The sequence below is a fragment of the Streptosporangiales bacterium genome, assembly GCA_009379955.1.
In the GTDB taxonomy this organism is placed as follows: domain Bacteria; phylum Actinomycetota; class Actinomycetes; order Streptosporangiales; family WHST01; genus WHST01.
This window is the reverse complement of sequence record WHST01000014.1, coordinates 1-23,618: the sequence shown is the minus strand read 5'-3', so window position 1 is coordinate 23,618 and position 23,618 is coordinate 1. Positions and strand designations below refer to the sequence as shown.

Below are 23,618 nucleotides of genomic sequence, written 5' to 3'. Positions count from 1 at the left end.
ACAGAAGACCCGCTATACCCGGCCTTCGCTCGGATTCCCAAGCTGACAATGCGGGTTCGATTCCCGTCACCCGCTCCCAGACAGATGGCCTCTGACCTGCGGTTTTCCCCCTCGTAGCGTGCCATCGCCGCTAGTCCTCGGTTGCAGTTCTGGTTGCGGTTGTCGCCGATCCCCACAGTGCGCGGTTCATTCGCTCCGCGGCGTCCTGCGCCATCGGCGAGGCTACGTGGGTGTATCTCTCGGTCGTGGTGATCCGCGAGTGACCGAGGATCTCCTGCACGGTGCGCAGGTGCACACCGTGCTCGATCAGCAACGTGCCTGCAGTATGTCGACCGTCGTGCACGCGGACATCACGAACGCCGGCAGCGCGAAGCAGCGCCTTCCAGTCGCGCCAGTCGTCGTTGCGGGCGATGGCCCAACCGTCCGGCCGGCAGAACACGAGGTCGTTGTCCTGCCACAGCTCTCCCGCGACGAGCCGTTCACGACGCTGCGCGGTACGGTGCGCGCGCAGCAGCGGCACGAGCTCGGAGGGCAGCGGCACGGTGCGCTTGCCCTTGGCCTTCGGCTCGCGGAACGTCAGGCCGCCACCCTGTCGTTGCGGGCACTGCGCCGCGTGGCGGGTGCACCGCGGCGGGCACGGCTTCGGGCACCGGTGCGACGGCGTGCGGCAGTCCGACTCGCAGTTCCTGCGATGCCGGTGCTGCATGCACGCAGTCGCGCACGCGGCGCGGTGGAATCGCTTGCCGCAGGTGTGCGGGTCGGCACAGCCGTGCCGCCAGTTCGCGCGGCTGATCTGCTACCACACCCGCACGACCCCGGCGGCGAGGTCGACGTACGCCCAGCGCAGGCCGAGCGCCTCACCCTGCCGTAGTCCGAGCGCGAGGCCGACCGACCACCGGGCGCCGTTGCGCCGCGCGGCTGCGGCGGCGAGCACCTTCCGCGCCTCGGCCTCCGTGAGCGGCGTCAGCTCGGACTCGCCAGGCGACGGTGGGTCAACGAGCTTGCACACGTTCCGCGCGACCTTGCCGCGGCGCATCGCTATCTCAAGCGCGCGCGACAGCACCCGATGCACCTTCAGCGCGTGGTTCGACGAGCGTCCGGCCGCGATCATTCGCGCGTGCATCTGGTCGACGTGCTCCGGTAGCAGCCGGTCGAGCTGGTGCGCGCCGACGCTGGGGACGATCCACGTCCGCGTCTTAGACCAGTAGTCGTCGTACGAGCGGGGCGCGAGCTTCCGCACAGCGATCGTGTCGAGATAGGTCGTCATCCACTGCTCAACCGTGGGTGCCCGCCCTGCGTTCGCCGCGTTGCCCTTGTCCCGCTCACGCTCAAGGCCGTTCACCTTGCGCGTGACCTCGGTCTCGGATGAGCCCGTACGGTGACGACGGTCGGGTGAACCGTCATCCTTGATCCCCATCGTCACCCAGCCGTGCCAGCGCCCGTCGGTCTCGCTCAGGTAGATCGAGCTCCGTAGGTTCGGCTTCCGCTTGCTCACAAGCCGCGTCCCTTCCCTCGTCGCGCCGGCGGAAGGAAGCCGCGGAGACGCGCCTCGCGGATCCAGGTGTGGACAGTCGGCACCTTGATGCCGTGCTCGGCGGCCATCGCATCCGCTGGGTGCGCGACGTAGCGAGCCCAGGTGGTGTAGTGCTGTGCAACCAGATCGGAAAACTCTTCGGGTGGCATTCCCGGCTCCCGCTTGAGTGGCGGTAGGGCCTCGACCTCCGCACGGAAATCTCCGCCATCGACGGTGAGGTTCCACGAGTTCTCAAGCGCGGCGACAGGCACCTTTCGAAGACGGTCGGCAGTCACCGCCTCCCCGAGCAGGAGCACACCCGTCAGGAGCCACCGTCCCGTCGAGCCTTGCTCGAAGCGGGCGAACATCGCTGCCTCCGGCACGCCCGACGACTCTGCGGGCCAGCCCTTCCACTTGGGCCCAAGTCGACGGTCTAGCCACTTCTCCACCGTCCGTGTATCCGGGTTGCCCGGCATGTGCGTGTGGAGGTCATCTGCATCCGGTCCCCGTTGCGCCATGCCGGCGACAGTACGCGCGTTCACCACGGTTCGTCAACGTCCGCTGGACACGCCAATGAACCCAGCGGTATTTGACATCGATCCCGCTGCAGTGTCTCCTCATCTCAGAGGATCAATGTGGTCCGCTGGAGTCATGGAGGAACCGTGCAGAAGCCACTGCTTCTCAACCCCGAACAGGCCGCGCAGGAACTCGGTATCGGACGCACGCGCACGTTCGCCCTGATCGCCTCCGGCGAGCTGGAGTCGGTCAAGATCGGGCGGGCACGACGCATTCCGCGCGCTGCGCTAGAGGTGTACGTCGGGCGGCTTCTCGCCCAGCAGAACGGCGGCGCCGCCGCGTGAGGGCAGAGAGAAGGCGCCCGCCCCGGGGGCCGGACGCCCAACAGACCACCGCGACGAGGTCTCCTGACAGCCTAACCGAGCCCCGGGTGTCCGGGGTGCTGCGACTCGACCTCGCCGGCCACGTCGACTGCGACGGCGCGCTGACCGCCGGTTGGCCGCGTGACGTTGTCCCGGCGGGCGTCCGCGTGCTCGTCGACATCGGCGCCGCTGCACGACTGACCGTGGAGGCGCGTTCCCGGCTCGCCGCGGCCACGGTGGTGGCCCGAGAGATCGAGGTCGTCGGCGAGGATGCCCGCGGTGTCGCCGACGTGGTGACGGCGCTCTCTGGCGCTCTCCGCGGCGTCGAGCTCGGGCGGTGGCCGTACCTGGGTCCGCAGTGGGCGCGTCGGGCGACCGCCGACCTCGACGAGACGAGGTCGGCCTCATGAACCGCGACGACATCGGTGCGGCGGATGTCGTCGCCGCGCGGGTCCGTGCGCTGGCCCGGCGGCTCCTCGCATCCGAGTACGCCACGGCCAGCGCCAAGCACAGGGCCCGCATCGTCCTCGGCCTGCCAGCCGTCGACCTCGAGCGGGAGGTGCTCGACCTGCTCCGCAGCGAGCTCGGCGCGGAGGTGGCGCCGTGAGCGACTTCTCCTGGGACGACGAGCCCGCGCACAGCCACGCCGCCGCGGAGGTCACCACCAACGCCCCCGACCTCCTCGCCGGCCTCCGCAACGGGAAGTGGCTCGACGGGCAGGTGTTCCTACCGCTCACCTACGCCGTCCCTGGCGTGGTGCCCGAGGGTCTGTCATTGCTCGTCGGCGCGCCGAAGATCGGGAAGAGCTGGATGGTCCTCGACTTCGCCCTCGGCGTCGCGCACGGCGGGTACGCGCTCGGCTGCCTCCCAGCGGGGGAGGCGCGGCCGGTGTTCTACGCCGCGCTCGAGGACGGTGACCGGCGGATGCAGGACCGGTGCCGGCGGCTCCTCGACCGCGAGCCGATCCCCGAACGGCTCGACTACATGACGCAGGTGATGCCGGGCAACGTCGTCGCGACGCTCGCCGCGTGGCTGGGGATGCACGGCGCAGAGCGGCCGCTCGTCATCCTCGACACCCTCGGCAAGGTGATGCCGCCGGCGCTGCAGGGCGAGACGACGTACAGCCGCGACTACCGGATCGGATCGACGCTCAAGCGGCTCGCCGACGACCACCCCGGCGCCTGCCTCCTCGTCAACCACCACGACCGCAAGGCCGCATCCGAGGACTTCGTCGACGCAGTCTCCGGCACGAACGGGCTCGCCGGTGCCGCCGACTCCGTCCTCGTCGTCTCACGGGCGCGCGGCGAGACCACCGGCGTCCTGAGGGTCACCGGCCGCGACGCCCCGGAAGGCGAGTACGCCGTCACGTTCGACGACGCCGTCTGGACGCTCGACGGCGAAGACCTCGACGCCGCGGCACGGCGCGCCCGCGAGGCACGGGTGACCGCAGGACTCGGTGACCGGTCCGCCGAGGTCGTCGCCTTTGTCGGCAAGAACCCCGACGGCGTCCGCGCCCGCGATGTGGAGGCCGCACTCGGCGACGACGCTCGCCGCTACCTAGCCCGACTCGTCGACGCCGGCCGACTCCGCCGAGCATCCCGGGGCCTCTACACCCCTGTCCCAACCGTCCCGTTGTCCCAAGTCGACGGTGAGCGATTGGGACAACGGGACGGTTGGGACACAGTTCGTCGGTGCCGCGTCTGCGGATTCCCACTCGACCCGGCGCTCGGGGACGTCGACGCTCATGGGCACTGCGAGGAGGACCCATGTTCACCGCGGTGACCGGCGCAGGCGTCCGGGTCTCGGCGACGCCCGCAGCGCTAGCCGAGTGCCCAGTCTGCGAGAGCAGCGTGCGAGCCAAGTGCGGGCAGCTCGTCACGTGGCATTGGGCACACATCGATGCGCCATGCGGTGGCCGGCGGAAGCTCGTCGATCCCGAGCTCGGCGACACCACCCACCCCGGATGCGGATACCCGACGTGACCCGCCAACGGCGCCGCGGACAGCGCGGCGTACGACACGAGAGGAAGCACCGCATGGAGAACGAGCGACTCGGCGGGCTGCGCGCGATCCGCGACAGCCTCGCCGAGAAGGCCGTCCAGCTTGCGGAGTACCGCGCCCGCGTCGACCACAATGGCCGGCCGCTGCCCCGCGGCGCGGACAACGGCGTACGACAGGCCGGCGAGGTGCTGCCCGACGACACCCCACCGGCGGCAGCATGAGCGGCTGTCGTACGCCGGCCTACTGCCTGCCGCGCGGCAGATGCCTGTGCCCGCCAGGCAAGCCGTACGTAGGCCGCGAACCCGCCGTGAAGTCCCGACGCACGTACATCTCGACGTTCGGCATGACCGTCATCGACGACAGCGCCGAGCAACCCGACACCGAACACGAGGAGAACGACCATGGCGACGAAGACCAGTCCTGACCTGGCCGCACAGACCGCCGAGGCCGAGCGCCAGGCCGCAAACCTGCGAGCCCTGCTCGAGGAGGAGGAAGCCGAACGGCAGCGCGTCGAGGCAGAACGCCAGGCCCAGCGCGAGCGCCTTGCAGGCCAGTGGTGGCGGGAGCGTCGCTCGACGTTCAGCGACCGCAACCGCGGCCGGGTCGACACCGCGTGGGCCGCGTTCAAGGTGGCCGTGCGCGACGGCGGCGACACCCTAGCCGCGTGGCGCGAGTACCGCGTCGCCGTCCGCGAGGTCGCCGACGACCGGGTGACCATCGACCGGCACTTCGACGAGCTCGACCGGCGTGCGGTCACTGCCCGACGGGAGCACTTCAAGCGGGTAGGCGAAGAAGCCCACCTCCTATCCATGCTCCAGGTACCCAGAGACATCAGCCGGCAGGAGTACAACACCAGACTCGCCGCGTGGCGCACAGACGCCGAGGCGTACCGCGACGAGCCGATCAACGACACCGAGTTCCAGCGGTTCCGGCTGGCGCTGGCCCGCCTGCTACCCGCTCCGCCCGTCGAGTGGCACGGCCGACCCAGCGCCAGCAAGGAGGGCGAAGCCGCCCGCCGCGGACGTACCGCGTCGTACGCCGAGGCCGTCGACCTGGCCATGGCCGAGGTCGAGGATGCCGCCGTCCAAGCAGCAGCACTGCAGCGCGACCACGACCGTACGCAGTGGGTCGACCAGCATCTCGCCCCGCAGTAGACGTGTGGCGCGCGCGTCGAGCGCACTCCTCCCGCGCGGGAAACGACGCGCGCGCCACACCCCCTGGGCAGGTGGGGTTCCGGCCCCCAGTAAGCGGAACCGCCGGAGAGGTCGCTTCCTAGCCGGGACCCCTGAAACGAACGGAGTTGTCCGAGATGACCGAGTCGAAGGTGCCTAAGCCGCCGGCCGGCACGCGCTCGTCAGGCCGCCGGTTGTGGTCGAGCATCCTCGAGGAGTACGAGCTCGAGGAGCACGAAGTCGTCCTGCTGCGGGAGATGGTCCGGACGGTCGACCTGTGTGACGAGCTCGCCGCGATCGCGGCACGGGACGGGACGATGGTGCCGGGCCCCGGCATGGTCACGCGGGTGCATCCGGCGATCGTGGAGAGCCGGCAGGCGCGTATCACTCTGGCCAGGTTGTCGGCCGCGCTTCGGTTGCCGGCCGGCGAGGAGGGCGACGAGCAGCAGGGCGCGCGGCGGCCGCAGCGCCGTGCCGGTGCGCGTGGCGTGTACGGGATCCGGGGCGCGGTGTCGTGAGGCGTAGGAAGTCGGTGTTCACGGCGCCTGACGGGGTCGTGGTGCCTGCGGAGCTGCGCCGGCACCCGGGTTACGGGTCGGTGGAGGATTTCAGGGTGTGGCATGCGGCGCGGAAGGCGTTCGCCCGTGAGCATGGCCTGCTCGACCCGGACCGGCTGGGTGAGGTGATCGACTGGCGGAGGTGGCGCGCGGCGTGCCCGCCGGGCGACGGCCCAGACCCTCGGGAGTACCTGCGGCCGTGACGAACGCCCCGACGTCTAGTCGACGTCCGGGACCACGCGCGGCGTCGCCACCGCTGCCGTCCCCCTCGTCGGAGAGGAGCATCGGTTCGAGATGGTCGAGTGGCTGTCGTCGCGTATCGCTGCCGTGGGCCGGCTCGTTAGACGGTCATGAACGCCATCAGTGACCCGCCGGAGAGGTCGACAGACAAGGCCGTCGCCGCCACCATCATCGAAGCCGGGCTCTCGGCAGTGCCGGTGGTCGGCGGGCCGGTCGCCGTTATCTGGGCCGCCGTGGTCGGTGCCGCGTACGAGAAGCGGCGCGAGCAGTGGCAGAAGGACATCACCGAGGCAGTCCAGGATCTGCTCGACCAGGTCGACGAGCTCACCGCGGAGAGCCTCGCCCAGAACACGGAGTTCCTCGACGCTCTGGCGCATGCAACGGCGTCAGCGACCGCGACGGGCCAGCAGGACAAGCTCGACGCACTCCGCAACGCGGTACTCAACTCGGCGCTACCGAGCGACCTCGACAGTGACACGAGAGCGATGTTCCTGCGGTACGTACGGGACTTCACGCCGTCGCACCTCCGTCTTCTGAGACTGCTCGCGAACCCGCTCGACTGGTACGCCAGCCGAGGTCTCGCATGGCCGAACCTCAGCGCGGGAGGCCTGAGCCACATCATCGAGCGCGGCATCCCGGAGCTCAAGGGCCGACGCGACCTCTACGACCGGTTGTTCGCCGACATCGCAGCCGCCGGGTTCACCAACACGGGCAGCCTGCACGGGATGATGACCGGGCAAGGCCTGACCGCAGAGCGGACGACCGAGATGGGCAACGCGTTCCTTGCCTTCGTGACCGACCCGCGACCCGCGTCAGCACGCTAGCCGTACCGGTCGGGCGGTGTCGAACGGTCCCGTGAGGCGGCCGTGGCCGTGCTCCCGAGGGTCAGACGGGATCGCCCTGAACCGAGCGGTCACCTGCGGAGACCGTCTCCACGAAGGTCACGCCCTTGTGCTGAGTGAACACCAATGCGAAGCGACCGGGGCAGTGCTCACACCAGCCGGTGACGGCCATGCGGTGGCGACGACCCTCGTTCTGGGTTGGCCCGACGGGACCGGGCTCTGGCCGGTTCGTGACGACCTGGCCTGTGACGCCGTTCACCGAGATCTCGTTGAATGACCCGTCCTCGTGTCGAGCAGACACGTACACGATGTCGGTGTGCACCCACTCCGCGCCACAACTGGGACAAAGGAGCTGGTTGTCGGCATCGGTCTTGATCACGCGGGTCTCCATCATCCTCAGTGGGCAGATGCGAACATGGTTCGTTCAGGCAACGACCTACGACCGTCCGGGGATACGCGCTCGTCCTGAAGATCTCGAGCCCCCGACGGGTCCGAGGGGTCCAATCCTGTCCCGTCGAGGGCCGGGACGTGACGGCCGGCGGGTGTCCTGGGGGACAGCAGTGCCGACCGCCACGCCGCTCGCGGTGAACCGGCCGCACTGTCGGGGCGCCGCGACGGCCGGTCCACCAGCTCAGATGGAGTTCCAGACGGGGACGCGGTACTTCTCGGCGAGGCACATCGGGCACGGCTCCCGGTTGTCGTGCGGCTTGCACCGCTCCTCGTCGCCCTCGGTCGGCGTCGCCTGGTCCTCGCTCACTTCGGTGCCCCCAGTCACTCCCAGACTAAGTCGCGCATGGTCGTGAGCCTGCATCGGTGACGGCGTGAGCGGGAGTGCGTGCGTCGGGGGCGGGTGTGTGCACCGGGGGGCGTGCGTGCGTCGCGCAGACAGGTGGACTACAGGTAGGTGTGCCAGACTCGGGAGGCACGTCGAGGGGCGGGCGATGGCACGCAGACCGCGGGAACCGAACGGGCAGCTGCATCGGCTGCTCGTCGAGGCCGGGTGCTCGAACAAGGGATTCGCCCGGCGGGTCAACGATGCCGGGCGCGCCTACGGCATGCGGGACATGACCTACGACCACAGCTCGGTGATCCGGTGGCTTGCTGGCCAGCTGCCGCGACCGCCAACACCGGACCTGATCGCCGAGGTTCTCTCCGCGCTACTTGGCCGTGCGGTGACTCCCGCGGATGTGGGGATGCGGCCGGCGGCGGTCCGGCCGGATCTCGGCCTGGACTTCGCGCTCGCGTGGCCCGAGGGTCTGCGTACGGCGTCGCAGCTCTGGCACGGCGACCTGCAACGGCGAGGGTTCCTCGTCGACGCCACGTACGCGGCCGGCGCGTTCGCAGCCCCCGCCGTGCGGTGGCTGACCGCGCCGAACGACCCGCCGCCGACCGGCACCGGGTCACGTCGTGTCGGGCAGGTCGACGTCGCCGCGATGCGTGAGGTCACCGCGCTGTTCCGACGCCTGGACAACCGCTGGGGCGGCGGACACACCCGGTCGATGGTGGTCAAGTACCTCCACGAGGAGGTGCCGCCACTGCTCGCCGGGCAGTACCCCGAGCAGGTCGGTCGTGACCTGTTCGCCGCTGTCGCCGAGCTCACCCACCTTGCCGCCTGGATGGCGTACGACCTTGAGCAGCACGGCCTTGCGCAGCGGTACATGATCCAGGCGTTGCGGCTCGCCCGCACGGCGGGTGACTTCGGGTTCGGCGGGGAGATTCTCGCCGCGATGAGTCAGCAGGCGCAGTATGTCGGCCGACCTGGCGACGCCGTCGACCTCGCCCGCGCTGCCCTGGTGTCCGCACGCAAGGCCGCCGTGCCCGCCCTGGTCAGCGAGGCCCTGGTCACCGAGGCCCGCGCCCTCGCAGCGCTCGGCGACCGGACCGCCGCCGTCCGCGCCACCGCGGCCGCGGAGCGGGCCCTCGACCGGCACGATCCCGGCGCCGCGCCAGCGTGGATCGGCTACTACGACGCCGCCTACCTGGCCGCGCAGCTCGGGCACGCGCTGCGGGACCTCGGCGACTTCGCCGCCGCCGAGGATCACGCGCGCCGGTCGCTGCGGATGGTCGACGGGTACACCCGCGGCGAGACGTTCAACGTCACGCTGCTCGCCACCATCCACGCTCAGCAGGGCGAGGTCGAGCAAGCCTGCTCGGTCGGCAGTCAGGCCGCCGGTCTCGCCGCCGACGTGAAGTCGCGGCGCGCCCGCCGCCGGCTCTCCGAGCTGCACGCCGCGCTTGGCCCGTATGCCGAAGTCCCCATAGTCCAGGCGTTCGTCGAGCAGACGCGCGCGCTCACGGTGAACGGAGCAGGTGCAGCGCGGCGATGATCGTGGCCGCGCCGACGACCTCCCCAGCGGCGACCATCGCCGGCACGTCGGCGACCGGGAACCACGCGACGTCGGCGGCCTCGTTGATGTCCGGTGCCGCTCCTGTCTGCTCGGCGCCGTGCGCGACGTAGAGGTCCTGCGGGCAGTCACCTGAGCCGATGATGGGCTGGTAGGTCATCACGAAATCGATCGGCCCGGTCGGCCGCCAGCCGGTCTCCTCTTCCACCTCCCGCGCCGCCGCGAGAGCGCCGTCCTCGACGTGGTCGACGTAGCCGCCGGGCAGTTCCCACACCCACCGGTCGATGATCCACCGGTGCCGCCGGATCAGCAGGATGCGCTGCTCGTCGACGACGGCGGTCATCGCGCATCGCGGCATCCTGATGACGTACTGGTCGAACTCGACGCCGTCGGGCAGCGTCACCGACGCCACGCTCAGCCGGATGTGCCGGTTCTCGTCGACGAGTCGCTCGCCATGGATCGTCCACTGCGTCGGGTCGTGGTCGCTGGACACACGACGACCGTACCGGGACGCCAACCAGCCGGGTGCTCAGAGCACCCGGCTGGTTGGTGCGGCGTGCTAAGCGAGGTCGAGCCGGTCCGCCAGCGCGACCAGCATGCTGGCCAGCGACCGCGCTTCCCCGCTGGTGATCTGCACCTCGACGGACTGTCGCTGGCCGGGGATGCGTCCCCGGCCGGAGACGTCGACGTAGAGCAGCGGGATGTTGAGGTTCCCCGGTCCGTCGGGGTCGCTCTCCTGCCGGAGGCACAGCCCGACCGTGTCGCCGCCCGGCCGCTCGACCTGGCCGCGGACATGGTTGCGGATCTCGAGCAGGGAGAGCTCGGGAACGAACGCGCTGTGCGTGGTGCCGTCGTCGTCGGGGTCGCCGGCCGCATGTCCGCCGCACCAGGCGGGGCAGTCGCGGCAGCGGGCGTAGTCGGGGCGGGCATGGGATGTCAGACTCGTGTTCACGATCGGGGCCTTCTTCCTACGGTGTCGATCGAGGCCTCGGCTCGGTGTTGCTGCACCGGCCGGGGCCGCTCTGGTCTCTTGGCGCTCTGGGGAGCGCCTGCGCCTCCTTCCCGGGTGGTCGACGGGAGTTGCAGTCCTGGTTGCAGTTCATGGGGTGCCGTCCGGGTTCGCGGAGGTCCACGTATCCGGCCTGACCTGCACAGACGTACTACGGTGAACCTGCCCGTACGAACCTCATCCGCACTGACAATGCGGGTTCGATTCCCGTCACCCGCTCCAAACGATCTTGGTTGCCGAAACCGGCTCTACTCCATCAAGGCGCGCCTGCGGCGCGCTGGCCGCCGCCGCCGCGGGCGCCTGGGGGCCGTCCACGGACGGCGCGGCCAGCCACCGGACGCAACCTGAACCAGACAAGGCAACCCGAGCAAGCAGTCGGCCACATGCGCCACCAGGAGCCCGCACAACGGCCGCTCACGACACGTTCAGGTGGGTTCCCCCTCGCCCGACGCCCGGAGTGTGCGCCGAGCCGTCCTCGGCGTCCAGGGCGACAAGATCTTTCCGGCCACAGCCTCACTCGTCGATCGACCGCTACCGCTCGTGCGAGGACTCCGGGGCCGGAAACATCTTCCCGCTGATCCCTGGACCCCGACGCCGTCTCGGCTGGTTCGGCACCTATCGGGTGAGGGAGGGGAACGGTCAGCAGCAATCGCCTGGCAGACAAGCGCTCTCACCCCACTACAAGCCCCGAGTCCGCGTGATCTCAATCCGCAGTGGCGTTGGGAACCTCTCGCTGAACTTCTCCACGCTGCCAAACACCCGGGCCGCCTCATCGCCGTACTTGGCGATGTGAACCGGGTTCTCGTGGGCCGGCGGAACGTCCGTCGCCGGGCTCGCGGTGCCCGTGAAGACCACGATGTCACCGCCGGCGCCGTCGCCGTCGAAATGCAGGGCCACCCGGGGCCGATCGATGACATGCTTGATCCGGTTCGCCTTGGCGTCGTTGTAGATCAGGATCGAGTTGTCGTCCTGGAGCAGGAACCCGACCGGGTTCGGCTGTGGAGTGCCGTCCTTGTCGATCGTGATGATCCAGATGACCCGTTCCTCGCGCAACCGGCGCAGGACCCGTTCGCCGAACGGAGTGCTGGGGTCGGGGAGCACACTCTGCGTCATATCCACCAACCCTAGACACTCCCCGCTCGGCATATGTGGGCCACATCAGGGCCACACGTCACGGTCAGCCTGGGATCAGCCACGGTCAACAACGGACAGAACACCACACCAAACACCACGCACGAGCACGCACCAGCGCGAAGCACATCTTCCAAGCTGGCTATCTTGGTGCACCGACGTCCCCGCGACGAGAGGCGACCTATGTCCGTGCCGTACGACGTCATGTTGGGGGAGCTGGTCGATGAAGCGAAGCGAGACGAGGACGTGATCGGTCTTCTTCTGACTGGCTCACTCGCGCGAGGCGACGCGCTTCCCGGAACCGACATAGACCTACGGCTCATCCTCGCGGACGGCCTGAGCAGGCCGCGTCACGACGCACCGCGTGACGGGATCCTGGTGGAGCGCGGATACGCCGATGAGCCAGCTGCGCGAGCGAATCTCGAGTCAGACCCGATGCATGTCTACGCCTACCTCGACGGGCGAATCCTCTACGACTCAGGAGGAGTCCTCACTCGGCTGAGACAGCACGCTCAGCATGGCTTCGACACCTACCGGGTTACCGACCAACAAAAGTCAGACCTCGCCCAGCGTCTTCGCCACCCCCGCAGAGAAGATTCGTGTCGCCATGAGCGGTGGCGACTTACTAAAGGCCGCCTTCGTCACCGCGACCGCCTCCTGGCAGCTCATGGAGGGCCTGTGGGCAGCCAACAACCTGCCACTGCCCCCGAACAGCTCAGTGCGACGCCACCTGCGGGACCTGTCAGGTCCTCCCAACGTGGAGAACCTCTATCGGCAGCTCTTTCTCGCCGACACGCCACGGCGCGTTCAGGTCGCGCTCAACCTATACGGCTGGGTACTGGCCCGGCTGCCCTAGCGAGTCAACCACCGGACACCGACTGGGCGTCTGCACGGTGGTGGTACCTGCCGCCAACATAACCCAAACGGCACCCGCCGAAGTTTCACCCAGACGACACTGCAAGCCGCCGCTACCTGCTTGGCGCAGAGGACCGACCTTGCATTGCTCGCTCCTACAGATCACGCTTCGTGAGTCACGGTCCCGCCCTCCTCGCCGGACCAGTCTTCGGCCTTCACTCCGCGCGTCAACGGCACTTCTTGTCGCTTCGCGATCGAGCAAGCTCGACCCCTTGACCCACTCCGCTGCGGCCTACGAGCGGCTCCTATGAGGAGGACGGGGCAGAGTAGGGGTCGGCACGACTCTCCACGTCCTCGCGGCGCGAAAATGGCTCTGGCGACGAAAGGATACGCGTGAGTGCAGGTCACAAGCCCGCCGCAGAGGTACACATCGACGTGCCCCTGGTGCGCCGACTGCTCAATGCGCAGTTCCCACAGTGGGCAGACCTCCCGATCCAGCCCGTTGACGCCAGCGGATGGGACAACGCCATCTATCGCCTCGGATCGGACCTCGCCGTACGACTGCCTCGCCGAGGCATGAGCGCTGGACAAGTCGAGAAGGAGCACCAGTGGCTGCCGATGCTCGTCCCAGTGCTGCCACTCGCCATTCCCGCACCGCTCGGAAAGGGGACACCAGCGGAGGGCTACCCGTGGCATTGGACCGTATGCCGATGGCTGCACGGCGAGATCGCGGCCGCCGCACCCCTCGCCGACCCGGGGCAGGCAGCACTCGACTTGGCCCGGTTCATCAAGGCGCTTCGAACAGTCGCCACCACCAACGGACCCCGCAATGAGCTGCGCGGCGTTCCCCTGGCGACGCGCGACCAGTTCACCCGCGCCGACATCAACAGCGTCCGTGACCGATTCGACGTCACCACCGTGACCGCAGCCTGGGATGCCGCGCTGGCGGCTCCGCAATGGCAGGGTCCGCCGGTGTGGTTCCACGGCGACCTCCATCCCGCCAACCTGCTGGTCGAAGACGGTCAGTTGACCGCGGTCATCGACTTCGGCCTCCTAGCCGTGGGCGATCCCGCCTGCGACGTCATGGCCGCATGGACGGTCTTCTCCGCCGACGTCCGTAACGTATTCCGGACAGCGCTATCGGTCGACGACGCGACATGGGCGCGCGGTCGTGGCTGGGCACTACTCCTCGGCCTGCTCATGACAGCTCACTCGGCCGACAACCCCGTGCTCGATCACATCGGCCAACACACCGTGAACGAGGTTCTCGCCGACGATGAGCAGCAGCGACCGCCGTGCTATTGATGTGCTGTTACGCACGGTCAGCCACGGTCACTCGACAGCGCTCACGGACGATCCATCACGCACACCGACCGCTCGAAAGGCACCGTTGCTCGGACTCCCACGCTGACAATGCGGGTTCGATTCCAGTAACCCGCTCTAAGCTCGAAAGTCCATACGTAGCAACAGAAAGAGGCGCCGTCCAGGCTGTCTGGACAGGGCCTCCTTCTCCTTCCGATCGCCTTCGTGCAGTTGCCATCGCACCGCGGCATCCGGGTCACGTACTGGTGGGCGCGAACACCTCCGGCACAGTGCCATCGACGTACACCATGCCCGCCACCCGATCGGGCCATTGCGAGGCGAGCACACGGACGATGAAACTGCCGATCGAGTGCCCCACCAGCACGACCGTTCGGTCGACGCCGAGGCGGTCGTGGGTGACTCGCTGAAGGAGCACCGCGGTCTGGCACGTCCAACATGGCCCTTGGCTAGGTTGGGCAGATGCACCCAGGAACGGTGGAACCGTGATCCTGCCGAAGGAGCGCGACCCCCGCTTCATCACCATCCGCCGCGGGGGGACGCTCACGGACTCCGACCATCGGCTCCTGGCTTTGTGGGCTGCCGCGTGCGCAGAGCACGTTCTGCACCTCTTCGAGTCGGTGCAACCCTCGGCCCCGCAGCCCCGTCTGGCGATCGAGCAGATTCGGGCATGGACACGAGGCGAGATCACGATGTCTCAGTCCCCCGCGGCGGGTGGCCATGCCATGGCCGCGGCAAGAGAGTTGAGCGGAGCCGCTCGGCACGCCGCATATGCTGCCGGCCAGGCTGCGGTGGTGGCGCATGTCGCCGCACACGAGCTCGGTGCTGCGGCATACGCGATCAAGGCCGCGCGTGCGGCGGCCACCGGATGCGAGGGTGAGAGCGCCGGCCGGCTCGAGTGCCGTTGGCAGCGCGAACAGCTTCCGGATGCGATTCGCGAACTCGTCCTGGAGGATCAGCGGTTGCGAAACGAGATCTGCTGGTCGGTCTTCGACTGTTGACGGGCGTGACGGCTACGGTCATCGTCCACTCAGCCCGGGGTGCCCTGCATGAACGAGGGACGCCGACTGGCGGTCAGGTTCGATGAGGTGACACGGCACCGAGGGTGAGTGACTCGAGGAGCCGGCGCACGATCGCCACGATCTCGCGGCGCGCGGCGACCGGGTCCGCGTTGCTGACGACATACATCGCGGCCTCGTCGGCGACGGCGAGCAGGAGGTGTGCGAGCGGCGTGACGGGCTGCGGGTCGAGTGAGCCGTCCGCCATGCCCTGCGCGAGGGCGGTCGAGACGAGCCCGAGGATGTGCGGCTGACAGATCTCGCGCCACCGCACCCAGCCCAGTACCGACGGGCCGTCGACCAGCACGATGCGCTGGACCTCGGGTCGCTCACAGGCGTCGAGCCAGGCCTCGACGCAGCGGATCATGACCTCGACGAAGCCGCCGGAGGCATCGGCGCTCACGACGGCAGCGAGGTGACCCGACACCTCACCCTCGACGTCGTCGAGGACCGCCGCGAACAGCTCGGTCTTGTCCGCGAAGTGGTGATAGAGCGCGCCGCGGCTCACGGCGGCATCGTGGACGATCGCCTCGGTCCCCACTCCGGCGAACCCGTGCTCGGCGAAGAGCCGGCGCCCAGCACTGACGAGCGCGGCCCGGGTGGCGGCCGTGCGTTCGGCTTGCGTACGGCGTGATTTATTCATACAGTCTGCCTGTAAGTACATGGAGGTTGTCGGTAACTTGCACAGACTAGGGGACGCACCGTGACATCGATCGAACTCCCACACGGAATCGTGAACTTCCGCGCCGCCGGTCCGACCACCTCGGCCGCACCGCCGGTTCTCTTCGTCCACCCGTTCCTGATGGACGGGTCGCTCTGGTCAGGTGTCGCCGACCTGCTCGCGACACAGGGCATCCGCTCCTACGCCCCCGACTGGCCACTAGGCGCGCACCGCTCCCCCGTGAAGCCGGGAACCGACCAGTCACCGCGCGGAGTCGCCAAGCAGATCCTCTCCTTCATCGAGGCACTCGACCTGCGCGATGTCACGCTCGTGGGCGGCGACACCGGCGGCGCGCTGTGCCAGTTCCTGCTCGACACGGACACGCGCCGGATCGGCCGGGTCGTCCTCACCAACTGCGACGCGTTCGACACGTTCCCCCCGTTCCCGTTCACCATCATGTTCTCCCTGCTCAAGGGCGAGATCAGGATGAAGCTCAACCTGCAGCCGATGCGATCGCGCGCCTTCCGGCACTCGCCGATGGGACTGGGGCTGCTCGCCAACAATCTCGACCCCGCGCAGACACGGGCCTGGATCGAGCCGAGCCTCACGAACAAGGCGATCCGCAAGGACGCCGTCGCGTTCCTCGAGGCCGCCGATCCCAAGGACCTGCTCGACGTCTCGACCCGGCTCGGCCGGTTCAGCGGACCGGTCACGATCCTGTGGGGCACCGCCGACAACGCCTTCAAGACGACGCTCGGCCGCCGCCTGCAGCAGGCCTTCGGTGACGCCCGGTTCGTGGAGGTACCGAACGCCAGGACGCTCATCGCACTCGACGCTCCAGAGCAACTCGCCGACGCCATCGCCGCGGACACGAGACGACAACGACCGGGCTCGCCGTCCAGGCCGGTTGACCCACCGCGTCACGTGCCGGACACCGCCGAGACGGCAGGACGCAGCCGGCCGTGGCTGGGCCTTGACCAGGAGCCGACGTCGTCCCTGACCTGAAGCGTCGCGGCGTACCTGACCAGGCGGCTGAGCAAGGGCACATGGGCCTGAGTCGTCAGTAGGCTCGCCGCCCGCACCGTTTGATCACGTCCACGTGATCGGAGCGCACCCGTGAACGGCACCCTCACCGTGTCGGGGCACGGTGAGGGTGCCGTTCACGTGTTGCGGCCGCGAGGTGATCGGCACCACGGCCGAGGAAGCTCAGCCGGGTGCGAGTGCGAGGTCGGCGAGCAGGGAGCGGACGCGGGTGTCGATCTGGTCCCGGATCGCGCGCACGGTCTCGAGGGGTTGGCCGGCGGGGTCGGGCAGATCCCAGTCGAGGTACCGCTTGCCGGGGTAGACCGGGCAGGCGTCGCCGCAGCCCATGGTGACGACGACGTCGGCGGCCTGGACGGCCTCGTCGGTCAGAGGCTTGGGGAACTCCTTGGAGAGGTCGAGGCCGAGCTCGTCCATCGCCTCGACGACCGCGGGGTTGATCTGCGAGGCGGGAGTGGATCCGGCGGACCGGACGAGGACGCGGCCGGCGGCGTGGTGGTCGAGCAGGGCGGCGGCCATCTGTGAACGGCCGGCATTGTGCACGCAGACGAACAGGACCTCGGGCGTGGTGGGCATCAGGACTCCTCGGATCTTCGCGGTGGCACGGAGCCGGTCGTCGGCCAGCCGGGTCGCGAGTACGGGTAGGTAGGTGTGGATGCGGGCGGTCGCGGTCAGCCGGATGTAGGAGTCGCGGACGAGGTCGCGGACGGTCTCGTACGCGAAGGTGCCGGTGTAGCGCTCTGCCAGGTGCGCGGCAGCACGGTCGAGCACGGGCCCGGCATCGAGTACGTGACACGATTCCAGGTCGGCGCATCCGTCACGAGTCATCAGTCTGCCCTCCCGGTGCGGCGCTGCGGAGTCGCCGGCGCAGCGCCAGCGACAGGTAGACCAGGGCGACGAGGACGGGGACCTCGATCAGCGGGCCGACGACGCCGGCCAGGGCCTGGCCAGAGGTGACGCCGAAGGTGGCGATCGCGACCGCGATGGCGAGCTCGAAGTTGTTGCCCGCCGCGGTGAACGCCAGGGTCGTCGCCCGCTCGTACGGCAACCGCACCGCGCGACCGAACGCGTAGGCGCCGATCCACATCACCGCGAAGTACACCAGCAGGGGCACGGCGATCCGGGCCACGTCGAGCGGCCGGGACGTGATCGCGTCGCCCTGCAGCGCGAACAGGACCACGATGGTGAACAGCAGCCCGTACAGCGCCCACGGCCCCAGCCGCGGCAGGAACCGGGTCTCGTACCAGGTGCGGCCGCGCGCACGTTCGCCGAGGCGGCGGGTCAGGTAACCGGCGACCAGGGGAACACCGAGGAAGATCAGCACGCTGCGGGCGATCGCCCAGGCCGACACGTCGAGGCCGGCGGTGTCGAGACCGAGCCAGCCGGGCAGGACCCGCAGGTAGAACCAGCCGAGCGCGGCGAACGCGAGGACCTGGAACACCGAGTTGAGAGCGACGAGGACGGCGGCGGCCTCGCGGTCACCGCCGGCCAGGTCGTTCCAGATGATCACCATCGCGATGCAGCGGGCGAGCCCGACGATGATCAGTCCGGTCCGGTAGGCGGGCAGGTCGGGCAGGAACAGCCAGGCCAGCGCGAACATCAGCGCAGGTCCGACCAGCCAGTTCAGCACCAGCGACGGGACGAGCAGCCGGCGGTCACCGGTGACCGCGCCGAGCCGGTCATAGCGGACCTTCGCCAGCACCGGGTACATCATCACCAGCAGCCCGACCGCGATCGGGAGCGAGACCCCGTCGACGCTGACCGCGTCCACCGCCGCACCCATACCCGGCACCGTCCGGCCGGCGAGCAGCCCCACGGCCATCGCCGCGGCGATCCACACCGGCAACCACCGGTCCAGGCGCGACAGGCGAGCCGTGACCTGCGGCTCGCTCTCCGACGGCGTGGAGGGGAGAACGTCGGACCGAGGGGAGCGGGTCACGCGCCGACCAGCTCCCGAGCGGCCAGCAGCGCCGAGATCCGGCCGAGAACCCGGCCGTCGGCGCGGTAGTAGATCCAGGTGCCCCGACGTTCGGCGGCGATCAGGCCGGCCTCGCGCAGCACCTTCAGGTGATGCGAGATCGTCGGTGCGGTCAGCTCGAACGCGCCGGTCAGCTCACAGACACACGCCTCGCCACCCTCGTGGCACGCGATCAGCGACAGCAGCCGCAGCCGGACGGGATCCGCGATCGCCTTCAACAGCGGCGCCAGCTCGCTCGCCTCCGCCTCTCCCAGCGGTACGCACATCAGCGTGCCGCCGCACGCGTCGGCCGGAGCGGGAGCCGCACCTTGATTCGTCACCCATCTAATTTGACACTTATCGATCCAAGACGCAAGGCGGAGCGTGAGCGACGCCGAGCACGTGCGGGGTCGACGGTTGGGTGAAGCGCTCGGGGAACCGCAGCCGCCGACAGTCACCGACACGGAAGCCCGCGTCGGTGAGCGCCGCCACGGGGTCGGTCGAGGTGTGGCACCCACCGGTCAGCAGCGGCCACACGGTGGCGTCGGCGAGGCGCTGCACCATCCGGAGACCCGGCGTCTCCGCGCGGGTGTGCTCGAAGAACCGCAGGACGCCGCCGGGGCGGAGGACCCGCAGCAGCTCCGCGAGCGCCGCCGGACGGTCGTCCAGGGAGCACATCACCAGGCAAAGGACAGCGGCGTCGGCGGAGTCGTCGGCGAGTGGAAGCCGGTCGGCCCGGCCGGCGTGGACGGTCACGGGCACCGGCGCGGAGCCGGCAGCGCGGACGGCCAGCCCGCGCAGGTACGGCTCCGGCTCGACGGCCGCGACAGCCATGACCGAGGTCGGGTAGTGGCGGAAGTTCATGCCGTTGCCCGCGCCGATCTCTGCGACCTCGCCCGACAGGCCCGCGAGCAGCTCCCGGCGCAGTTCGGTGAGCCCCTCCGCCTCCAGCCGCTCACTGACCCGCGCGTAGTAGCGGCCGAACAGCGGCCTGGGTCGGTCCGCTGATCCTCCACCGTTGTCCGGGTTCGATTCGCGGCTCACCAGCGGATCCTCTCGAGCGTGGTCACGCCCGCGGCCCCCGATGGCGGGCGTTGGCCGAACCTTTTAGCCGGCAAGCGTACGGTCGCCCGCAACCTGGCGATGGGAGCGTGGATGGTCTCGTGCGATTCGACAGCTACAACCGAGCTTGTCGCCTTTCTCCAATACGACGGCAGGCCGTCGCGTCTACCGTGACGGCATGCATGGAAACCAGTTGATCGGACGGGCGTGCGCGCCCGTCGTGGAGATCGTCCGCGCCATCGGGCCCGACAAGCTCGACGCACAAACACCGTGCGCCGAGTACGACGTGCGCGGGCTCGTCAATCACCTGCTGTTCTTCGGACCGTCGCTGGAGGGGGCGGGCCGCAAGGCTCCCACACCGCCGCCGGCCGAGAACGAGTCGGACGTCGACCTGACCAAGGCCGACGACTGGGCCGGCGATCTCGTCGCGCAGCTGGAGCGGACCGCCGCGGCGTGGAGTGCGCCCGAGGCGTGGGAGGGCACGACGAGCATGGTCGGCCCCACGCCGATGCCGGCGCCCATGATCGGCGGCATGGTCGTCGGGGAGCTCGTCCTGCACGGGTGGGACCTCGCCCAGGCCACCGATCAGCGGCCGGTCTGGGACGACGACGTCCTCGCATTCGTGCACGGCGAGCTCGAGAACACCGCCCAGATGGGGCGCAAGATGGGCGCCTACGGCCCCGAGGTCCCAGTCCCTGCCGACGCCCCGCTGCTCCACCGCATCCTCGGCCTCGCCGGCCGCGCGGCGTCCTGACCCGGCGTTCGGCCGCGGCTCGTGGTCCCGGGTGATGTCGAGGGCGGTCGCTACGTGTCCGACGTCGTCGCGGTCACGCTGTCCCCGGGGTCGGCGGGTAGCCGACGAGACCGGAGGGAACCGTGCACGTGCGGCGTGACTCGAACGGGCCCGCAACGGACAAGGGGGTCGGCCGGACGTGGACCTCGAACAGATCGAGTTCGGCCACCTGTTCTGGGTGCTCGGGGCGTTCGTCGCGCTCGGCTGGTGCGCACTCGCGATCCTGGCTCCCCGGCACGCGTGGAACCTGAGTCACCTGTTCCGGTTGTGGCAGTACGAGAAGCTGCCCGAGCCCTCCCGTGCCGGGCTCACCTGGACGCGGGTGAGCGGCATCGCCGTCCTGGTGCTCTGTCTCGTGACGGTCATCCTCCGACTCGTCGTCCCGTGACCCGGTCGGACGCGACCGCCGTGGTCGCCTGAGCTCACCCGCGAACGCGAGCGACGTGGACGGTGCTGGCGGTCAGCAGGTACAGGTCGTCGCGCCGCTGCAGGCCCGCGGGGTCGTCGGGGTCGAGGAGGCGGTCCAGCGTGCCCAGGTCGTCGGCGGCGAGGACCTCCTGCACCCGGTCGCGCACGCCGCCCCACCGAGCAGTGACCACCGCCCGCGCCCGCTCGTCGAGCGGCGCGGGCAGGTCGGTGAGGAACGAGCGGCTGCCGCACGGGACGAGCCCCGCGCCGGCGAGGATCCCCGGCCAGTGCTCGACCGTCGCGACGGCATCGGGCTGGGCGGCGCGCATCTCGCCGAACCAGTCCTGCAGCGCGACGTCGATCCGCGCCTCGAGTCCCGGCCGGCCGACACCGATGTCGCGTGGCAGGGTGCGCTGCGGTAGCCCGCCCTCGCTGATCGCCAGCAGCCCACCCGGCCGGACGAGGGCGGCGATGCGGCGTATCGCGGCTGCCTGGTCGCCCAGGTGATGGACGACCCGGCTCGAGACGACGACGTCCGCGGGTTCGAGCGAGTCGAGGCCGTCGGGCAGCTGCCGTTCGGACGTGACGAAGCGGTCGCCGACCCCGAGTCCGGTCGCACGCTCCGCCGCCAGCGCCAGCAGGCGTGCCGAGCCGTCGACGGCCTCGGTCACCGCGTCGGGGAACGCGGCGGCGAGCACGCAGGCCTCCACGCCGGGGCCGCTCCCGAGGTCGAGCACGCGGTGGACGGGCCGGTCGCCGGTCAGCTGCGCGAGCCAGCGCGCCGACTCCTCGAGGGAGGCGATCGACAGCTCCGCCTCGCCCACCAGCCGGTCGGCCATCTCGTCCCAGTCGTCCTCGTAGGGATCGCCGTGTCCGTGCCCGTGTCCGTGCCCGCCCGCCGGTCTCCCGCTCACGGCACCCGCCCTCCTCGTGTCGACCCGTCCGAGCGAACGCTATCCCCCGCCGTCGCGCATGTCGGTGCGGTGGGCGACGGCCTCGTCGGTGCTCCACCTGTCGAGCCAGGCCTGTACGGCCCGCGTCGTGTCACCCATCGGCGATGTCCTCGTCACGCTGTGTGCCACTCCCGGTACGAGACCACCAGCCGGTGGTGACACTGCTACGCAGACGACCACCGGCACGTCCGGCGCACTCGTAAACTCCCCGCCATGGCTACGCAGGCGCTCTTCGGCGGACCCACCAGGCACGAGGCCGATCCCGACCGGGTCGCGGTGATCCTTCCCGGCGCCGGGTACACGGCCGCGCGACCCCTGCTCCACTACGCCAGAGCCGTCCTCGCCCACCACGACTGGTCGGTGCAGGAGGTGTGGTGGCATCACCCGCACGAGCTCGACTGGACCGAGACCATCGCCTGGGTGACCGGCCAGGCACAACGCGCACTCGACGCGGAGACCGCTGCACGACCGTTGCTGGTGGGCAAGTCGCTCGGGTCACTCGCCGCGTCCGTCGCCGCCGACCGGGGACTGCCGGCGATCTGGCTCACCCCGCTGCTGTCCAGGCCCGAGGTGCGCGAGGCCCTCGGCCGGGCCACCGCGCCCACCCTCCTGGTCGGCGGGACCGCCGACGGCACCTGGCACGGCGACGTGGCCAGGGCCCTGGGCCACGCGTACGTCGAGGTCGCCGGCGCCGACCACAGCTTGGAGGCGCCGGACGATCCGCTGAAGTCCGTCGAGAACCTCGGCGTCGTGACGGCCGGCATGAGCGAGTTCATGGCCGGACTCGGCCGGACAGGCGCGCGCTGACGCACGCGCCGGCGTGAGATTCTCGGCGGCATGTTCGAGTGGCACGGCTGGGCGACGATCCGCACGACGCCCGAGGTGGTGGACTTCGAGGACTCCGCGACCGGCGACACCGTGCAGGCCGTCGCCCGGCTCGTCGAGGGGGCCCAGGGAATCGTCAACGAGACGGTCGACCTCCGCTGGGCCAACGGCGACCTGCACCTGTGGGTGGCCGGCGCCCACAACCATGAGGGTCCCCGACAGCTCGAGCTCTACCAAGCCGTGGCACAGGCCGCGCCTGGGTCGTACGGCGTGCTCTACACGTTCGACCACGACGACGAGCATTGGAAGCGGTACGTGATGCGCCGCGGTGACGTGCGGCTCGAGGTGGACGAGTCGTTGTCACCGCACGTCCCGATGGTCGAGGACGAGGACACCGACGATTGAACGTCCGCTCGCGTCAGTCGATGACGAGACAGAACGGGTGCCCGGCAGGGTCGAGGTAGACCCGGAACGACGTGCCCGGCTGGAACTCGGCCTTGCGTGCGCCGAGTGCCAGCACGTCCGTCTCCCCTCGGTCGAGGTCGTCGACCTCGAAGTCGAGATGGAGCTGCTGCGGGTGACCGGCGTCTGGCCACCGCGGCGGCACGTGGTCGGGCGCGCGCTGGAACGCGATCGTCGCCCCGGACCCGGAGCGCAGCTGCACCCAGCCGTCGTCGGCGTCGTGCGGCTCGATCTCCCAGCCGGTCAGGTCGGCGTAGAACCGCGCGAGTCCCTCGGGATCGGGTGTGTCGAGTGCGACGAGCTGGAAGCGGGCGACGCCGGCCATGGGGCTGCCTCCGTACGGGTGGGCGGGTCGTTCGAACGTGCCCGCACAGTACCCAGGAGGACCGACACGGCGCCTAGATGAGTGATTCCTTGAAGGGCCTGGGCGCGTCGTGGCCGTGGATGTGGGGGAGGGTGTTCATGTTCGATGTGTGAGCAAAGATCTGAACACCCTCCTGACCGCACTGTACGTGTTGATCGACGATCACGTGGTT

At 69.8% G+C, this 23,618-nt stretch carries 31 protein-coding genes and 2 pseudogenes; 19 read left to right on the top strand and 14 right to left on the bottom strand.

Translation table 11 applies throughout. The features are described 5' to 3' along the window. Window positions 1–130: 130 nt before the first annotated feature. Window positions 131–1,417: pseudogene (locus GEV10_06420) on the bottom strand (tyrosine-type recombinase/integrase). Between the two features lie 74 nt (window positions 1,418–1,491). Beyond that, window positions 1,492–1,896 carry a hypothetical protein gene (locus GEV10_06415; GenBank protein ID MQA78099.1) on the bottom strand — a complete coding sequence of 135 codons (405 nt, stop codon included), beginning with the start codon at window positions 1,894–1,896 and terminating at the stop codon, window positions 1,492–1,494. A gap of 279 nt (window positions 1,897–2,175) precedes the next feature. On the opposite strand from GEV10_06415, the gene GEV10_06410 reads away from it, so the two are divergent. The 10 genes from GEV10_06410 to GEV10_06365 all read left to right on the top strand — a co-directional run bounded on the left by GEV10_06410 (window position 2,176) and on the right by GEV10_06365 (window position 7,184). Continuing rightward, on the top strand, window positions 2,176–2,373 hold the full coding sequence (locus tag GEV10_06410) for a helix-turn-helix domain-containing protein (GenBank protein ID MQA78098.1): 198 nt from the start codon (window positions 2,176–2,178) through the stop codon (window positions 2,371–2,373). Between the two features lie 95 nt (window positions 2,374–2,468). Continuing rightward, a complete protein-coding gene (locus tag GEV10_06405) occupies window positions 2,469–2,801 on the top strand; it encodes a hypothetical protein (GenBank protein MQA78097.1) in 333 nt (110 codons plus the stop codon). Then, a complete protein-coding gene (locus tag GEV10_06400) occupies window positions 2,798–2,998 on the top strand; it encodes a hypothetical protein (GenBank protein MQA78096.1) in 201 nt (66 codons plus the stop codon). Before GEV10_06405 ends, GEV10_06400 begins: the two co-directional genes overlap by 4 nt. Further along, window positions 2,995–4,173 (top strand): AAA family ATPase, encoded by a 1,179-nt coding sequence (locus GEV10_06395; protein MQA78095.1) that lies wholly within the window; start codon window positions 2,995–2,997, stop codon window positions 4,171–4,173. Before GEV10_06400 ends, GEV10_06395 begins: the two co-directional genes overlap by 4 nt. Before the next feature lie 253 nt (window positions 4,174–4,426). Beyond that, on the top strand, window positions 4,427–4,612 hold the full coding sequence (locus tag GEV10_06390) for a hypothetical protein (protein MQA78094.1): 186 nt from the start codon (window positions 4,427–4,429) through the stop codon (window positions 4,610–4,612). Then, complete coding sequence (locus tag GEV10_06385) at window positions 4,609–4,815, top strand: hypothetical protein (protein MQA78093.1); 207 nt, start codon at window positions 4,609–4,611, stop codon at window positions 4,813–4,815. Before GEV10_06390 ends, GEV10_06385 begins: the two co-directional genes overlap by 4 nt. Further along, window positions 4,793–5,545 carry a hypothetical protein gene (locus tag GEV10_06380; GenBank protein MQA78092.1) on the top strand — a complete coding sequence of 251 codons (753 nt, stop codon included), beginning with the start codon at window positions 4,793–4,795 and terminating at the stop codon, window positions 5,543–5,545. Before GEV10_06385 ends, GEV10_06380 begins: the two co-directional genes overlap by 23 nt. Window positions 5,546–5,700: 155 nt before the next feature. After that, a complete protein-coding gene (locus GEV10_06375) occupies window positions 5,701–6,081 on the top strand; it encodes a terminase (GenBank protein MQA78091.1) in 381 nt (126 codons plus the stop codon). Further along, window positions 6,078–6,323: a hypothetical protein gene (locus GEV10_06370; GenBank protein ID MQA78090.1), complete on the top strand. Its 246-nt coding sequence runs from the start codon at window positions 6,078–6,080 to the stop codon at window positions 6,321–6,323. Before GEV10_06375 ends, GEV10_06370 begins: the two co-directional genes overlap by 4 nt. 147 nt (window positions 6,324–6,470) lie before the next feature. After that, window positions 6,471–7,184, top strand: a complete 714-nt coding sequence (locus tag GEV10_06365; GenBank protein MQA78089.1) for a hypothetical protein — start codon at window positions 6,471–6,473, stop codon at window positions 7,182–7,184. Window positions 7,185–7,245: 61 nt separating this feature from the next. Here the strand turns inward: GEV10_06365 and GEV10_06360 are convergent, their stop codons facing one another. After that, a complete protein-coding gene (locus GEV10_06360) occupies window positions 7,246–7,581 on the bottom strand; it encodes a hypothetical protein (GenBank protein ID MQA78088.1) in 336 nt (111 codons plus the stop codon). A gap of 562 nt (window positions 7,582–8,143) precedes the next feature. Here GEV10_06360 and GEV10_06355 point away from each other — a divergent pair. Beyond that, window positions 8,144–9,451: pseudogene (locus GEV10_06355) on the top strand (hypothetical protein). Between the two features lie 43 nt (window positions 9,452–9,494). On the opposite strand, the gene GEV10_06350 reads toward GEV10_06355, so the two are convergent. The 3 genes from GEV10_06350 to GEV10_06340 all read right to left on the bottom strand — a co-directional run bounded on the left by GEV10_06350 (window position 9,495) and on the right by GEV10_06340 (window position 11,669). Then, window positions 9,495–10,040, bottom strand: a complete 546-nt coding sequence (locus GEV10_06350) for an NUDIX domain-containing protein (GenBank protein ID MQA78087.1) — start codon at window positions 10,038–10,040, stop codon at window positions 9,495–9,497. 66 nt (window positions 10,041–10,106) lie between these two features. After that, window positions 10,107–10,499 (bottom strand): hypothetical protein, encoded by a 393-nt coding sequence (locus GEV10_06345; GenBank protein MQA78086.1) that lies wholly within the window; start codon window positions 10,497–10,499, stop codon window positions 10,107–10,109. A gap of 735 nt (window positions 10,500–11,234) precedes the next feature. Continuing rightward, a complete protein-coding gene (locus GEV10_06340) occupies window positions 11,235–11,669 on the bottom strand; it encodes a TIGR03667 family PPOX class F420-dependent oxidoreductase (GenBank protein MQA78085.1) in 435 nt (144 codons plus the stop codon). Between the two features lie 33 nt (window positions 11,670–11,702). On the opposite strand from GEV10_06340, the gene GEV10_06335 reads away from it, so the two are divergent. Together GEV10_06335 and GEV10_06330 are read left to right on the top strand one after the other, a co-directional pair. Continuing rightward, a complete protein-coding gene (locus tag GEV10_06335) occupies window positions 11,703–12,605 on the top strand; it encodes a hypothetical protein (GenBank protein MQA78084.1) in 903 nt (300 codons plus the stop codon). A gap of 330 nt (window positions 12,606–12,935) precedes the next feature. Further along, window positions 12,936–13,847, top strand: a complete 912-nt coding sequence (locus tag GEV10_06330; protein MQA78083.1) for a phosphotransferase — start codon at window positions 12,936–12,938, stop codon at window positions 13,845–13,847. 253 nt (window positions 13,848–14,100) lie between these two features. On the opposite strand, the gene GEV10_06325 is transcribed toward GEV10_06330, so the two are convergent. Continuing rightward, entirely contained in the window at window positions 14,101–14,388 is a 288-nt protein-coding gene (locus GEV10_06325) for an alpha/beta fold hydrolase (protein MQA78082.1), read from the bottom strand. Here GEV10_06325 and GEV10_06320 point away from each other — a divergent pair. Then, window positions 14,348–14,863 (top strand): hypothetical protein, encoded by a 516-nt coding sequence (locus GEV10_06320; GenBank protein ID MQA78081.1) that lies wholly within the window; start codon window positions 14,348–14,350, stop codon window positions 14,861–14,863. The two genes, GEV10_06325 and GEV10_06320, sit on opposite strands and share 41 nt — an antisense overlap. Window positions 14,864–14,936: 73 nt before the next feature. Here GEV10_06320 and GEV10_06315 read toward each other — a convergent pair whose 3' ends face one another. After that, complete coding sequence (locus GEV10_06315; protein ID MQA78080.1) at window positions 14,937–15,563, bottom strand: TetR family transcriptional regulator; 627 nt, start codon at window positions 15,561–15,563, stop codon at window positions 14,937–14,939. 60 nt (window positions 15,564–15,623) lie between these two features. On the opposite strand from GEV10_06315, the gene GEV10_06310 reads away from it, so the two are divergent. After that, window positions 15,624–16,586 (top strand): alpha/beta fold hydrolase, encoded by a 963-nt coding sequence (locus GEV10_06310; protein MQA78079.1) that lies wholly within the window; start codon window positions 15,624–15,626, stop codon window positions 16,584–16,586. 201 nt (window positions 16,587–16,787) lie between these two features. On the opposite strand, the gene GEV10_06305 is transcribed toward GEV10_06310, so the two are convergent. The 4 genes from GEV10_06305 to GEV10_06290 all read right to left on the bottom strand — a co-directional run bounded on the left by GEV10_06305 (window position 16,788) and on the right by GEV10_06290 (window position 19,623). After that, on the bottom strand, window positions 16,788–17,450 hold the full coding sequence (locus GEV10_06305) for an arsenate reductase ArsC (GenBank protein ID MQA78078.1): 663 nt from the start codon (window positions 17,448–17,450) through the stop codon (window positions 16,788–16,790). Beyond that, window positions 17,440–18,561 (bottom strand): ACR3 family arsenite efflux transporter, encoded by a 1,122-nt coding sequence (gene arsB, locus GEV10_06300; protein MQA78077.1) that lies wholly within the window; start codon window positions 18,559–18,561, stop codon window positions 17,440–17,442. Before arsB ends, GEV10_06305 begins: the two co-directional genes overlap by 11 nt. Continuing rightward, window positions 18,558–18,866, bottom strand: a complete 309-nt coding sequence (locus GEV10_06295; protein MQA78076.1) for a metalloregulator ArsR/SmtB family transcription factor — start codon at window positions 18,864–18,866, stop codon at window positions 18,558–18,560. Before GEV10_06295 ends, arsB begins: the two co-directional genes overlap by 4 nt. Window positions 18,867–18,936: 70 nt before the next feature. Beyond that, the gene (locus GEV10_06290; GenBank protein MQA78075.1) at window positions 18,937–19,623 is read right to left on the bottom strand and encodes a methyltransferase domain-containing protein; all 687 of its coding nucleotides are present in this window, start codon (window positions 19,621–19,623) and stop codon (window positions 18,937–18,939) included. Between the two features lie 196 nt (window positions 19,624–19,819). Here GEV10_06290 and GEV10_06285 point away from each other — a divergent pair, with 196 nt between their 5' ends. After that, window positions 19,820–20,395, top strand: a complete 576-nt coding sequence (locus GEV10_06285; GenBank protein ID MQA78074.1) for a TIGR03086 family protein — start codon at window positions 19,820–19,822, stop codon at window positions 20,393–20,395. Between the two features lie 178 nt (window positions 20,396–20,573). After that, entirely contained in the window at window positions 20,574–20,822 is a 249-nt protein-coding gene (locus GEV10_06280; protein ID MQA78073.1) for a hypothetical protein, read from the top strand. A gap of 34 nt (window positions 20,823–20,856) precedes the next feature. Here the strand turns inward: GEV10_06280 and GEV10_06275 are convergent, their stop codons facing one another. Further along, window positions 20,857–21,681 carry a methyltransferase domain-containing protein gene (locus tag GEV10_06275; protein MQA78072.1) on the bottom strand — a complete coding sequence of 275 codons (825 nt, stop codon included), beginning with the start codon at window positions 21,679–21,681 and terminating at the stop codon, window positions 20,857–20,859. A 327-nt stretch (window positions 21,682–22,008) separates the two neighbouring features. Here GEV10_06275 and GEV10_06270 point away from each other — a divergent pair, with 327 nt between their 5' ends. Both GEV10_06270 and GEV10_06265 read left to right on the top strand, forming a co-directional pair. Further along, window positions 22,009–22,602: an alpha/beta hydrolase gene (locus GEV10_06270; GenBank protein MQA78071.1), complete on the top strand. Its 594-nt coding sequence runs from the start codon at window positions 22,009–22,011 to the stop codon at window positions 22,600–22,602. A 30-nt stretch (window positions 22,603–22,632) separates the two neighbouring features. Continuing rightward, window positions 22,633–23,025, top strand: coding sequence for a hypothetical protein (locus GEV10_06265; GenBank protein ID MQA78070.1), 393 nt, complete (start codon window positions 22,633–22,635; stop codon window positions 23,023–23,025). Between the two features lie 13 nt (window positions 23,026–23,038). Here the strand turns inward: GEV10_06265 and GEV10_06260 are convergent, their stop codons facing one another. Continuing rightward, the gene (locus tag GEV10_06260; protein MQA78069.1) at window positions 23,039–23,407 is read right to left on the bottom strand and encodes a VOC family protein; all 369 of its coding nucleotides are present in this window, start codon (window positions 23,405–23,407) and stop codon (window positions 23,039–23,041) included. Window positions 23,408–23,618: the final 211 nt, after the last annotated feature.